The sequence below is a fragment of the Roseobacter sp. genome (assembly GCF_045106495.1).
GTDB lineage: Bacteria > Pseudomonadota > Alphaproteobacteria > Rhodobacterales > Rhodobacteraceae > Roseobacter.
In genome coordinates, this window is the sequence record NZ_JBGCEQ010000036.1 from 15235 (window position 1) to 28417 (window position 13183).

The 13183-nt window shown below is 53.9% G+C and carries 15 protein-coding genes; 4 read left to right on the top strand and 11 right to left on the bottom strand.

Annotated elements, in window-relative coordinates; genetic code table 11:
- Positions 1–6: 6 nt before the first annotated feature.
- From AB8B75_RS18710 to AB8B75_RS18725, 4 genes are all read left to right on the top strand, one after another.
- Positions 7–951, top strand: a complete 945-nt coding sequence (locus tag AB8B75_RS18710) for an MBL fold metallo-hydrolase (protein WP_405364339.1) — start codon at positions 7–9, stop codon at positions 949–951.
- Complete coding sequence (locus tag AB8B75_RS18715; RefSeq protein ID WP_405364340.1) at positions 948–1577, top strand: Crp/Fnr family transcriptional regulator; 630 nt, start codon at positions 948–950, stop codon at positions 1575–1577. Before AB8B75_RS18710 ends, AB8B75_RS18715 begins: the two co-directional genes overlap by 4 nt.
- A 68-nt stretch (positions 1578–1645) precedes the next feature.
- Complete coding sequence (locus AB8B75_RS18720) at positions 1646–1834, top strand: DUF2892 domain-containing protein (RefSeq protein WP_405364341.1); 189 nt, start codon at positions 1646–1648, stop codon at positions 1832–1834.
- A 384-nt stretch (positions 1835–2218) separates the two neighbouring features.
- Entirely contained in the window at positions 2219–3277 is a 1059-nt protein-coding gene (locus tag AB8B75_RS18725) for a YeeE/YedE family protein (RefSeq protein WP_405364342.1), read from the top strand.
- A gap of 96 nt (positions 3278–3373) precedes the next feature.
- Here the strand turns inward: AB8B75_RS18725 and AB8B75_RS18730 are convergent, their stop codons facing one another.
- The 11 genes from AB8B75_RS18730 to AB8B75_RS18780 all read right to left on the bottom strand — a co-directional run bounded on the left by AB8B75_RS18730 (position 3374) and on the right by AB8B75_RS18780 (position 13167).
- A complete protein-coding gene (locus AB8B75_RS18730; protein WP_405364343.1) occupies positions 3374–3808 on the bottom strand; it encodes a DUF302 domain-containing protein in 435 nt (144 codons plus the stop codon).
- A 90-nt stretch (positions 3809–3898) separates the two neighbouring features.
- Positions 3899–5164: an FCSD flavin-binding domain-containing protein gene (locus AB8B75_RS18735; protein ID WP_405364344.1), complete on the bottom strand. Its 1266-nt coding sequence runs from the start codon at positions 5162–5164 to the stop codon at positions 3899–3901.
- 23 nt (positions 5165–5187) lie between these two features.
- Positions 5188–5895, bottom strand: a complete 708-nt coding sequence (locus AB8B75_RS18740) for a c-type cytochrome (protein WP_405364345.1) — start codon at positions 5893–5895, stop codon at positions 5188–5190.
- 3 nt (positions 5896–5898) lie between these two features.
- The gene (locus AB8B75_RS18745; RefSeq protein ID WP_405364346.1) at positions 5899–7221 is read right to left on the bottom strand and encodes a c-type cytochrome; all 1323 of its coding nucleotides are present in this window, start codon (positions 7219–7221) and stop codon (positions 5899–5901) included.
- Positions 7205–8467: a sulfite dehydrogenase gene (gene soxC, locus AB8B75_RS18750; RefSeq protein ID WP_405364347.1), complete on the bottom strand. Its 1263-nt coding sequence runs from the start codon at positions 8465–8467 to the stop codon at positions 7205–7207. Before soxC ends, AB8B75_RS18745 begins: the two co-directional genes overlap by 17 nt.
- Positions 8468–8491: 24 nt before the next feature.
- Complete coding sequence (gene soxB / locus AB8B75_RS18755; protein WP_405364348.1) at positions 8492–10189, bottom strand: thiosulfohydrolase SoxB; 1698 nt, start codon at positions 10187–10189, stop codon at positions 8492–8494.
- A 93-nt stretch (positions 10190–10282) separates the two neighbouring features.
- On the bottom strand, positions 10283–11113 hold the full coding sequence (soxA, locus tag AB8B75_RS18760; RefSeq protein WP_405364349.1) for a sulfur oxidation c-type cytochrome SoxA: 831 nt from the start codon (positions 11111–11113) through the stop codon (positions 10283–10285).
- Positions 11114–11144: 31 nt separating this feature from the next.
- Complete coding sequence (soxZ, locus tag AB8B75_RS18765) at positions 11145–11474, bottom strand: thiosulfate oxidation carrier complex protein SoxZ (RefSeq protein WP_405364350.1); 330 nt, start codon at positions 11472–11474, stop codon at positions 11145–11147.
- A 60-nt stretch (positions 11475–11534) separates the two neighbouring features.
- Positions 11535–11957, bottom strand: a complete 423-nt coding sequence (soxY, locus tag AB8B75_RS18770) for a thiosulfate oxidation carrier protein SoxY (protein ID WP_405364351.1) — start codon at positions 11955–11957, stop codon at positions 11535–11537.
- 21 nt (positions 11958–11978) lie between these two features.
- Positions 11979–12455, bottom strand: coding sequence for a sulfur oxidation c-type cytochrome SoxX (gene soxX, locus AB8B75_RS18775; RefSeq protein WP_405364352.1), 477 nt, complete (start codon positions 12453–12455; stop codon positions 11979–11981).
- Between the two features lie 151 nt (positions 12456–12606).
- Positions 12607–13167 carry a thioredoxin family protein gene (locus AB8B75_RS18780; protein WP_405364353.1) on the bottom strand — a complete coding sequence of 187 codons (561 nt, stop codon included), beginning with the start codon at positions 13165–13167 and terminating at the stop codon, positions 12607–12609.
- Positions 13168–13183: the final 16 nt, after the last annotated feature.

Genomic DNA, 13183 nt, shown 5'->3' on the forward strand with positions numbered 1-13183 from the left:
GAAAGCATGCGTTTGATTTTTTTGCTGTCGCTTTTGGCCGCATCACCTGTGCTGGCCAGTGAAGATATTCCTGACCAGTATCCCGGCTCACCGCTCTATTCTAAGCCCATCGAGGTCATCCCCAATGTGTGGGCTGCAATCGGTGCTACGGCCCCGCCCACCTATGAAAACTCAGGGCATAACAACAACTTGAGCTTCATTGTTACAGGTGACGGTGTTGTGGTGATCAATGGGGGCGCAGCTTACATCCTCGCGGAAGCACTGCATGCGGAAATCAAAGCGATCACGGATCAACCTGTCAGACTTGTCGTCGACGAGAACGGTCAGGGCCACGCAATGCTCGGCAATTCCTACTGGGCAGAACAAGGGGTTCCGATCCTCGCACATGTCGATGCGGCCCGCGAGATTGAAGAGCGCGGCAATCGAATACTGGAAGGCATGCAACGCTACAATCGTGACAAAGCCGAAGGCACATTTGTTGCGCCGCCCACAGAGACATTCGAAGACAAACAGATGATCGAAATGGGCGATGTCAGGATCGAGGTCCTGCATCTTGGCCCCGCGCACGGCCCTGGCGACACGCAGGTCTGGTTGCCAGAGCAAGGTTTGGTGATCGCGGGCGATATGGCATTTCACCAAAGGATGCTGCCCATCTTTGAGGACACCATTGTCATTGATTGGATCGAAACCTGGGAAAATGAATTTGAAAAGCTGAATGCAACTTATGTCATTCCGGGCCACGGAACCCCGACCAACATGGCGCAGGTCCGCCGCTACACACGCGACTATCTTGTCTACCTGCGACAAAAAGTTGGTGAACATCTGGATGCGGGTGGTGACCTGGCGGACGCGTATTATGTCGATCAGAGTCCATATTCGCATTTGGACACCTTCGAGGAACTTGCGGCCAAAAACGCCGGTCGCGTTTATGAGCAAATGGAATTCGAGTGAGCCGCCTGCCATCTCAAGATCTGATTGAGTATATTGAACAGGGCGATACGCTCGAAGCATCCGATGGCGCATGTTTGTTCCGCCCTGGAGACGAAGGGCGTGCTTTTCTGATCGTGAAATCCGGGACTGTGCGCGTCGAACAAACCAATAGCGCCGGGCGAACGGTTGTACTCTATCGCGTCGAAGCTGGGGACAGCTGCGTTTTGACAACAACCTGCTTACTCTCTGGCAAACCCTACTCCGGTTACGGATACGCCGAAGGTCATGTATCAGCATCGGCAATTTCTGCGGACCGTTTCCGCAGTCTCTTGAGTTCAGATCCGCGGTTCCAGGAGCTGGTTTTTCGCGGTTTTGCCGACCGTGTTGGTGAACTGACAGACGTGATTGATGACCTGCTGGAGCATCGTACCGATTTTCGCCTTGCGCGGTGGTTGGCTGCGCGCGGCGTGGCCGATGTTCGAATGACACAGCAAGAAATGGCGCAAGAATTGGGCACAGCCCGCGAAGTGGTATCGCGCACGCTGAAGTTATTTGAAAGTCGTGGATGGATCTCCTTGCGGCGCGGTGCGATCACAATCACGAACCCGGCCGCTCTCGCGGTGTACGGAAGTGATCACACATTGTGACTTAGTCACTGACGATACGTCCGAATCCGATTTTGTTGTGGGTCATGCAAGCAGTGGAGGCATTGATCATGACGCGTAATCTTGGACAAATCGACCGTATCGCCCGTTTGGCTTTGGGCGCTCTTCTCATTGTTTTGGCGGTCACGGGTGTGATTGGCCTATGGGGTTACCTGGGTATCATTTTAGTCGGCACGGGGTTTGTCAACTTTTGTCCCATCTATCGGGTGTTTGGCATTAAAACGTGCCAGGACTGCTAATCCGAAGGCTCATTTGGGTCCTCGGGTTTCTAACCGCCGCAGGCATCTGTTTTCTGGCAGCTACTGCAACTGTTTTCGCTTAAATACCGCGCCTTTTGCCACTGGAGGAACCAAGTTGCTTTGCGTTCGGTGGGCGCTGTCGTTTCGGCGTCTCATCGCCGTAGGAGTGCGTCGTGAACATGGTTGCTGACGCAGCATGGTGTGGATGTCAAAAATCAAATCCTGAGGAATGGTATGCGTTCATTTCGTTTTGAATCCTTTGGGCCAAACCAACCGGTTCACTCTGATCTGAGAACCCGGATACAGCTAACACTCTTGACCCAAATCAAAGCAGCCAATTTCGTTAGCCAGTATTGACAAAAAAACGTCAAAGGATGGCTGCGGTTGGAAGCTCTTTTGGACCAGTTTGGTGCAAACTCGTTGATGCTCGTTTCGGGCTTTGGAATCGGGGGGGCTTTTGGCCTTGCCGCCTACCGATCAAAATTCTGTCTGAGAGCGGCAACTGTTGAACTATCCGAGGGCCGTTTTGGCCGCCAATTGTCCGTTTGGCTGATAGCTTTCCTTTCCGCGTTGATTTCGGTGCAAGCTGCGATCTGGGGTGGCTTTCTGGATGTCAGCATGTCCCGGCAACTGTCCACCACCGGTTCTGTCTCCGGGGCGATACTCGGCGGCCTGCTCTTTGGCATTGGCATGATCCTTGCGCGTGGCTGCGCCAGTCGGCTGCTTGTTCTGTCTGCCTCTGGGAATTTGCGGGCGATCGTCACTGGGCTGGTTCTGACCTTGACGGCTCAGGCGTCGCTGCGTGGTGTGCTGGCACCCCTACGCGAAACGCTCGCAACGATCTGGACGATTGATGGCGGCGCGGCAAGGTATTTGATCCACCTCAATAGTGAGCTTGCAACTCCTTTCTTGGTGGTCTGTGGGCTTGCTTTAACTGCTGTGCTCAAAATTGGATACCGCAAAGGATTATCGCGGGCAGAGCTGCTGACGGCAAGCTGTGTCGGCATTGCCGTTTTCGCTGGATGGCAACTGACTTATTTGATTGCGCAATCCTCGTTCGAAGTTGTTTCCGTCCAGTCTGTAACGTTTACGGGGCCCGCTACGGACACTTTGATGGGTCTGGTCAATGAAAGACACCTTCCCGCGGGCTTTGGGCTGGGTCTTGTTCCAGGGGTATTTGCCGGTGCCATGGTTATGGCCGTTTTAAAAGGCGAAGCACGGTTGCAACGCTTTGGGCCTGACATCCCCATGGAACGTTATCTTTTTGGCGGCATTCTTATGGGTTTTGGATCAATGCTTGCCGGTGGGTGTGCGGTCGGTGCCGGATTGACCGGTGGATCCGTTTTGGCGATGACAGCTTGGGTTGCTGTTTTCTTCATGTGGGTTGGTGCGATGAGCACAAATTGGGTGCTTCAACGGGTTGCGACCCTTGAACTTGCTTGACGTCAGCAATTGTACTCTGGGCTATATTGGAACGCGGTAATACCCGCCTTAAGACAGTTGTTCGATGTTCCGCCACCGAACCCAGAAAAGCGTTGATCAGTTGCCAATGGCCTCCGCAACGATCTGTTGCATCAGATTTTCCACCGCCTGCATTGACCCATCAGGATAGTCTTGGTGACCCAAAGTGACGCCGTCATCAGATTCCAAGACAAAGATGCCGTATGGACAATGGGTGATGTTCATCGGGTCCTGTTCCATGACTTGACGTGAAATGACTGCAGAGCAAAAGAGGAAGATGTCAGCGTTTTTGAATATCACTGTGTCGCTGCCGACATCCACGCCGGTACGATTGAGCATATCTCCCACATGGCTAACATAATCAATGACCAGCCCTTGATCGACAATTGCACTTTCGACAGCAAAGGTAGCGTCTTCAAACGAACCCTCAAAAGGGTAAACGAAAGCGTCTTCGGCCATAACAGACGTTGCGCTCACAAGACCAAGCAAGCCACTAAAAACCACAGCTTTCATTGTATCACCTCCCGATTATGCGACGATTTTTGCATATTTCCGCACCCCGGACATTGCGCTACATCAAGTCCGGGGCGCGTTTGTTCCAGTTTAGCCCAACATGTCCGTGGTAATGCCGGTGTACCAGCCTTCAGACTCCTCATAGGTTGCCTTGCGCACATCCGCACTCTCGCCTGTTTGCGAGATGAAGCCATCAACCTTGGCAATCTTTTCGGGTGTCGCTTCGTACGTGGCACCCACCTTCACGCCATCATTCGCGGCAATCAGTGACCAGCATGTGTTTGCAAATTTAGCTGGGAATACCTTGGATCCAGTCAGCGCGCCACGCACAGCATTGGCACAGACTTTCGCTTGACTGTTGGCCGAGAATCCGGACTTGGGCATATCACCTTGGCTCGACGCATCCCCCAAAACGTATATGTCCGCATCGGCTTTTGTGGACATGTCCGCCGCATTGACCGGTGCCCAGTTGCCCTCGGTGACGCCCGCAAGCTCTGCAATCCGGCCTGCTTTCATTGCAGGGATTACATTGCAAACATCGACGTTTGTGACTTCTCCATCGATTGTGACGGTCATCGCACCTGGATCAACGGACACCTCGCCGCCGCCAAAGTCCTCACCAATCCAGTCGATCATACCTTCATAGTGATCCCCCCATCCTTCCTGGAAAAGTGCCATTTTGGAGAACTTCGGTTTCGGATCCGCCACAATAATTTTCGCCGTTGGATTATTTTGTTTGAGGAAATGGGCCACCATTGAGACACGCTCGTAGGGTCCGGGCGGACAACGATACGGGTTAGGCGGTGCGACCATTGCAAACGTGCCGCCTTCGGGCATCGCCATAAGTTGCGCTTTGAGCAGCTCGGATTGTGACCCGGCCTTGTAGGCATGCGGCATGGCATTTTGCGCGCTGACGTCCCAGCCTTCGACCGCACCCTCCACAAAATCAATGCCCGGGCTCAGAATGAGCTTGTCGTAAGGGACAGAACCACCTCCAGCAAGGGCCACTGTCTTGGCATCCCGGTCAACGCCAACAGCCCAGTCATGCACGACATTCACGCCGCCAGCAGCGAGTCCTCCATAGGTATGCCCGATATCGTCGATTTCCTTGAAGCCACCCAGATAGAGGTTGGAGAAAAAGCAGGTGTAATAGGTACGCGTTGGTTCGATCAACATGACGTCGATCTCGCCTTTGCTGTCTTTTGCTATATAGCGGGCCGCTGTCGCGCCGCCTGCGCCTCCGCCCACGACAACAACGCGGGGTTTGGCATGACCGTCTGCTTTTACTGTAGGCGCGGATAAAACTGCCGCTGCCGCTGCCGTTGTGCGAATGAATTTACGTCTGTTCAGTGTCATAGTCTTCCTCCCTGAAAACACTCTTATTCTTCTAATGTCGCAAAATATGCAGCCAGCGCTGCGATCTCCTCCTCGTTCAGCCTGCCTGCCATCATCTGCATCACAGGATTGGAGCGGTTCTTGTTCTTGTAAGCATGCATGGCGATCACAAAGTCTTCTTCCGGCCATAGCACGATCGACGGAATACCGTCGTCCCCGCCACCGGTTTGATGACAGGTGGTACAATCACCGCTGAGATATTCACCATATTCCGGGTCACCGACCAGTGCCAATATCGCCGGGTCCAAATCATGGTCCGTCGGGGTCGCTGTTGGATCGGCTTCAGGAATATTGGCGGGATCGTCCGAAAACGTCCGCAGATAGGCAATGAGGTTCAAGCGGTCTTCTGATTTCTTGAGACCTTTGAAACTCATCCTCGTACCACTGGCCATGGCACGCGGGTTTTCCAGAAAAACGTCCAGAGTGTCTGCATGCCATTCCAGTCCAGCCGCACCCGCCTGGACGAGCGCTTTGGAGTATCTGAAATCGTCATGGCTTGCAGCTTTACGGCCGAAAATACCATTCAGATGTGGCCCGATCCTATGTGTTGCCTCTCCGCCAATCTGGTGGCAGTTTTTACATTGTTTGTAGACTTTTTCGCCCGCGCTCGGATCACCAAATTCATCAGCAGCCGCAGTCGCACAAAACATTGCCACGGCAGCCGAAAGGGAGAAACGAATAACGCGCTTCACCCACTAGTCCCCAAACGACTTGAGATAAGCAGCAATCGCGGCCTGATCTTGCTCTTTTTTGAGGCCGGAGAATGCCATTTTGGTGCCCTTCATATAGGACTTCGGTTTGGCCAGAAATTCCGACAGAGAGGCCTCATCCCAGACCCGACCTTCTTCCATTGCCGTTTCAAAAGCGCTGGAGTAGGCAAAACCTGCAACCGATCCCATCGGTCTTCCAATCACGCCATTTAATTGCGGGCCAGACTTGTTTTTGGCGCCTTCACCTATCGCGTGACATGCTTTGCACTTCTTGAATACCTTTTCGCCTGCCACGACAAGCTCCTCTCCCGCATCAGCCTCTTGCACCGCTTCTGTTACAGGCGTTTCGTTTGCATCCCTCTCAGGCTTCGGCGCCACGACAGGAATAAACGAAGGACCATTCGCAGAGAATGTCGGCAACCCTTCCGTCGTGGCGGGGTTCATCACGGATTCGCTACCGCTGTCTTCCGGCGTGTCCACCAGAAACACAGAACGCATGGTGATTTCTACTTCGTCCTTGCAGTTTTCCATGCAGGGATCGCTGCGCCAGGCCGAATACTCCAGTTCCGGGCGATCATCGACGACGAAACCATCCCTATTGTACATCTCGAATGCACCGAGGTTTTCATGTGTGAGCTCGAACTCGTCGTCGATTAGATCGTTGGAATATAGAATGTAAGCCACGATTGCGTAGGTTTCGTCCGGCGTAAGCGTTCCAGCTTCACCAAAGGGCATCGAACGGTAGACATAGTCATAGGCCGTCGACAAATGCGGCCAGTAGGACCCAACTGTCTTGACCGGATCCTTGTCTGCCAAGGTATCAAATCCACCCGCCAACACCGGCCAGTTATCGACACCTTCGGCAAAATCTCCGTGGCAGGCAGCGCATTTGTCCGCAAAGATTTCTTCGCCGTCATAAGCGTTCCCCGTCCCTTCCGGCAATCCTCGACCATCGGGCAACACGTCAACGTCCCAGGCGGCGATCTCCTCTGGATGCGCCTTGCGTCCAAGGCTATATCTGTCGTCTGCGAGCGGTGCCGGGGCCGTGAGCGATACAGCATCGGACGCACGTTCCGCGGCAGCGGCTTGAACTTCCGCAATCTGAAGCTCCATTTCGGCCGCTCGACCCGCTTCTGCGGTGGCTTTCTCGCTGGCCGCTGCGGCGCGCGCCTCAACTTGAGCGATCCGCGTTTCCAGAGAGTCAATCTTGCTCGCACCATAGTCGCGCGATGCTATTCCGTAGGCCAACCCCAGAACCAATGCGGTACCGCCGAGCGCTGGAACCAAGATGTTAGGAGACTTCGACATTCTCAGCGATCCCTTCCGCGTTCACGTACCATGTCTGGATACAGTTGTTGTGGTAAACGGCATTCTCGCCACGCTGCTCGCGTAACTGGCCTTTTGTCGGTTGCACGTATCCGGTGTCGTCCATCGCACGGGCCTGCAACAGCATCGGCGCGCCATCCCAGGTGGTATCGAGGTAAAAGCGGGTAAGCGCTTTGGTGTCACCCTGTTTACCCAGACGCGCGATTTCCCAGCTAATGCCACCGTCTTTGGAAACATCGACCCGTGTAATCTGGCCATGACCCGACCACGCAAGACCGGAAATAACCATCGGCCCGGGCCCATGTTTAATCGGCATTTGAGGGCTGGGAGACGTGATGACGGATTTGGCGTCCATGACCCAAGTCCATTTGCGGGCCGTGCCGTCTTCATAGACGTCTGTGTATTTGGAAGTTTCCTCGCGGCTGCCAACAGCCATATCGGTTATTTCGATCCGACGCAGCCATTTTACCCACATGTTGCCCTCCCATCCAGGCACCACGAGGCGAACCGGGTAACCATGCTCCATGCGCAAAGCTTCGCCATTGGCCTTGAAGGCCACAAGCACGTCGTCCAACGCCTTTTCCATCGGAATTGAGCGACCATTCGAAGAGGCATCAGCTCCTTCCACGTAAACCCATTTGTCCGGGGCAATATCCGCGCCTGCTTCCTTAAGGAGGGTTCGCAGCGGCACGCCCGTGTATTCCATATTGTGGATCATGCCATGTGTGAACTGCACACCGTTGAGCTGCGCGCCAGCCCATTCCATGCCGGTATTGGCTGCACACTCACAGAAATACACATGGTTTTCACGTGGGAAACGTTCCAAGTCATCATAGGTGAAAACAAGCGGCTGATCGACCAGCCCGTTGATCATCAGGCGGTAGTCTTCTTTGCGCAACTCAATCGCGCCGGAATGGTGACGTTCAAAGGCGCAGCCTTGCGGCGTGATCGTCCCGTCAAGTGCATGTATGGGCGTAAAATTAATCGAGGATATCGGCGAGGCGGTTAACCATTCGACATTGCGTCGCACCACGTGGGATTCAAAACTGATCGGCAAACCGTAGGGTGTTTCGTCCACCCCGGCACCAGTGTAAGACGTCCAGTCCTGAAGCTCAGTGATCAGTGGGTCAGGACCTTCTGCGGCGGCGGCACCGGCAACGGATCCCGCAGCCATTGCGGCACTGCCTCTCAGAAAGGTCCGGCGGGAGGGTTTGAACACTTCATCCATGTCTCAAGGTCTCCAAGTTTCCTTTTAAACGCCGACGACTTCGACGCTGTTGTTTTGCTGCACGGTGACAGTGCCAAGCTTGCGTATATGGCTTTCGACCACGTCCCAAATCTGCGGTCCTTCTGTGTCCTCGTTGACGCTGGCCCAGCCCGCCACCACATAGGCACGTGCCGGGTCGATTGGTTCACCTGTGCTCAAAAGGGTCATGTTGGAAATCCGTGCACCTTGCGGTTTGGTTACGTCCACCCGGTAGCCAAGACCCCCTGTGCGGACCATATCGCCGCCCTGTTGATAATAAGGATCTGGATTGAAGATGTTGTCGGCAACGTCTTCCAGGACGACTTTCAGAAATTCGCCGGTCATTTCCGTGCGGTAAGCTTCTCCATAGGACATGGATGTGACGCCAAAGATATCTTCACGGGTGATGTCTTGTCCGGGGATCAAAGAAGGCCCCCAGCGCACACCAGGGCTCAAGGCAATTTCCGCGTCACGCTCTCTGATCAGCGCGTCACAGATCAGGTCGTCCCATGTGCCGTTGAAGTTTCCGCGACGATACAAAAGACTGTCCGTTTGGCCGATAACTTCGGTCATTTCATCGAGGTACGGCGCCCGCTCCGCGTCAATCAAAGCGGCAACTTCCGCATCCGGTTCAATCACGTCCGAAAAGATGGGTATGAGTTTCGTGCGGTATCCTTGCATGCGACCGTCTCTGATATCCAAATCCACCCGCGACACGAATTTTCCGTTTGAGCCGGATGGCAAGATGATCGTATCGCCAACCACAACCGGTTCCGGCAAAGCATCATGGGTATGGCCCGATAAAATAACATCAATGCCCGGTACGACACCCGCCATTTTCTTGTCCACATCAAAGCCGTTGTGGCTCAGGAGGACGACGCATTCTGCGCCCGCTGCGCGTACTTCCTCAACCATGGAAGCCATGTTTTCATCGCGAATGCCAAAGGAAAACTCGGGAAACATCCAACGCGGATTTGCAATCGGCATGTAAGGAAACGCCTGCCCGATCACGGCGATTTTTGTGCCGCCGCGCTCAAACATTTTGTACGGTGGAAAGAGCTCCGTCGGCTCATCCCATTCAGCATCGAAAATATTTTGACCAAGTGCCGCAAATGGCAACTCCTCCACCAGTTCAGTGACGCGGTCACTGCCGAGCGTGAATTCCCAGTGGAATGTCATTGCATCAGGTCTAAGCGCATTCATCACATTGACCATGTCCTGCGCTTGGGTTTTCCAACAGGTGTATGAACCGTGCCAAGTGTCACCGCCATCGAGCAAAATCGCGTCCGGACGGTCCGCGCGGATTGCATTGATGACCGTGGCCATGCGGTCCAAACCACCGACACGTCCGTACGACTGCGCAAGCGCTGAAAAATCTCCAGAGCTCAGTGCATAGTGATTTGGACCGCCATCCGCGATCCCATAAAGTTTGCGGAAATCGGCCCCGGTGACATGGGGCACGGCGCCCTTGTTGTCACCCACCCCAATGTTGACAGAAGGTTCCCTGAAATAAATCGGCTTAAGCTGACCATGAATGTCAGTGATATGGATCAGAGAGACATTGCCAAAGGTGTCAAATTGCAAAAGCTGATCCTGTGTCAGCGCCTGTTGCGCCGCCAAGCGGGCCCAATTCCCGAAACCCGACGCGCCGATAATGGCCGAGGTCGCCATGCTCACCTGTAGAAAATCGCGACGCGAAATCATGTTCTTTCAGCTCCTCTTATATATGCGCATGTTTGAATGTAGTTGATTCAAAAAAAAGCCCCGACGCACTGCGGGGCTTTTCTGGTTTTTGCGCTATTGGCGGACTGCGGGCGTCTCCACATGCAGGCCATTGGAGCGGCTTGCAACGTAAAGTTCCAACGCACGGAACTCGTCAGACCCTTCTGCGAAGGTTTCCGCGCGTGTATCGCGAATGCAACCCCGGAACCGGTTGTGCTTGGAGATCAGCTTGGCCTGCTTTAGCCGGTAAGTTGGGAACCCATTTACCTGGCCTTGGCTAAGATGGTCCGCCCGGATCCTGTTGCCATAGTTGTCTTCGTGGCAATTGGCACAACTCAGTTCGAGCTGGCCGTATCGGGTGTAGTACATCTCCTTGCCCTGCTCCCAGTACGGCGTTGCATCACCATCGATGGCAACGTTCATTGGCATTCCGCGGGATTGAAGACCAATCAGAGCAATCATAGACTGCATCTCGCCGCCGGACCATTTCCAAGGCTCCGCGCCCATAACATCAGCACGGTGGCCGTTGATCAGGTCTTCCATAGTCGTCAACTTGCCGTCGATCACCTTTGGCATCGATGCAGTGAGACCGGCAAAGTCTTCAACGTTTTCATGGCAGGATGCGCAGGATTTTCCCTCAGACCCATCCACAGTTTCCCAAAGATCGCGCGCCTGGTCGACAAACACCATTGCAGGATTGTCGAAATCGTCAGTCTGCAGCGCTTGCGTCTCAGGTGTACGGAAACGCCAACCAGAATAGATCGTGCTAACGTTCTCCAAATGCGCAGGAGCCGCCGTCTCTGTGAGAATGGGCTCGCCTTCGACCGTCAGGGAATTGTTGTCCTGAGCCCAAGCGGCACCGGACACCCCTATGATCGTCGCTGCCATCCACGGTATGATCTTCATTCTAGTCCCTCCCTGGCCAATCCGCGTCTTCTCAGGAGACGGTGATTTTCTTGCTTGTTTCGTAGACGTCTCCGTCGTCGTCGTACCATGTGAATGTGAACTCGCCGGATTCAGGTACAACAGCCTCAAATTGGAAATACGGATTCGTTGAGATCGCAGGCTCAAGCGTTACGTCGATTACATTCTGACCGTTAAAGTCTGCAGTGAAGCGGTTGATAATCGAACGTGGAATGACGTTGCCATCATCATCTTTGCGCTGACCGCTTTCCATCTTGTGACTGATCAACGTCTTGATCGTGATCGTTTCACCAGCAGCGGCTGACTTTGGGACTTTGACCCGGGGTTTTACACCAGATGCCATGATGTCTCTCCTATGTGTTTGCCCTGACCGCAATGCGGTTTTGGAGCAATGATCCTAAAATCAGCCGCCGCAGCCGCCGATAGTAACTTTCACGTTCGCTTTTGCCATTTGAAAAGAACCATCTTCCATCTTGGCAACTGCAACGACATTCTGGGTCGTCGCCAGTCGAATGCGGGTCGACGCACTACGCGACGCGCTCAACGGTCCGAATTTAAAAGTCGCAACGTTGGGAACCGGGTTACCATCCGCGTAAAGCGTGATTTCGACAGCGCCAGGCGCGTCCACTTCGATCGGAACGGTGTTACCATTTTCGGCAATCTCTGGCGCGGTCAGAGTGATCACACCCTCTCCAATATCCGCACCACCGGTCAGAGCAGCGATCGCGTCATCAGTCAGACTAGCAAATGCCGGCAGACCGGCAAAACCCGCCAAAACCAGCGTGCTGGCTCCTGTGGCAAGCATTTTTCTTCGTGTCAGTTGCATAGATATCTCCATTTTGTCCTGTCACCCGTCTTTCAGTGTCATGAGGAACGCCACCAAATCCTCGACTTCTTCGGCAGTCAGCAGAGGCTGTACCTCGCCATCCGCGTGAGCCTTGCCAGTATAGGCGTCGCCCAGCCGAATGAACCCTTCGGCCTTGTAAAACGAGGGCATGACTGTGCCGTCGAACATCATCTTGGCGTTCGCCACAATGCCGCGCAGTTCCGCCTCAGTCCAGCGGTCTGCGGCGCCATCAAGCGACGGCCCAACTTCTCCGTGGAAAGGAAGATCAGACAAAGCAGAAACCGCATGGCATGCGATACAGTTGCCCGATCCTTTATTCATCAAGATGGCACCGTTCTCGGCATCGCCGAGACTTCCCGTGAGTGACACGCTTACAGCGCCGTCCTCAAAGACGATTTCCGTCGGTTTGACTGCCTCCGCAAACGCGACGCCCGCCCCAAGTGCAACAAGCAAACCGAGTCCAATGGCTTTTTTCATGGTTCCTCCCGAGAACGATTCCTGTCCGTCGTTTCCGGTACACTAATGCACACCGGCGATTTGACGCAACAACAAATTCAACTACGTGAATTTTATAATTTGTTCGCAGCTGCGGCAAAATAGATGGGATTGTTTCGCGCTCGCAGCATTTTCAGCCGTTTTGTTCCTCAAACTTACGAGCGTGGTATTTCTGAAAAGGCTCGTCTTCTTCATACCCTTTCTCAACCACCCATGTGAGCATATTCAGCGTTGTCCATCGACCGAACGCGCCAGGCATGTTGGCGACAGCCGCCTGGGTCGCCATCAGCCCCTCATCCACATCCTCTGGGAAAAAGTAGATGCTTGGTGTGAAGAGCGCGCCCCAACGTTTGACCATATCCTTTTCCGGCAGCACCGTCCCATCAAAGTCAGTGACCTCGACATCGCCAAACATATTGATCTGAATAACAAAATAATTGTCTTCAATGTATTGCTCAATTTCGGGGATCACAAAGACCTCCTCATGCATCTTCTTGCAATATATGCAGCCACGCTGTTCGACGAGGACCATAAGGCGCTTGTCTTCTGCCGTCGCTTCATCAAGGTCTTCGCCAAGGTCTTTAAATGTGTCCCGCATCCAAGGCGCTTTGTGCAACCCGTCATCACCAACTTCTGCAAGGGCCATGTTTGAGGCAAACAGGATGTAGGCTAGCAAAGCCAATATTCGTTTCATGGTTTTTTCCTCCCTT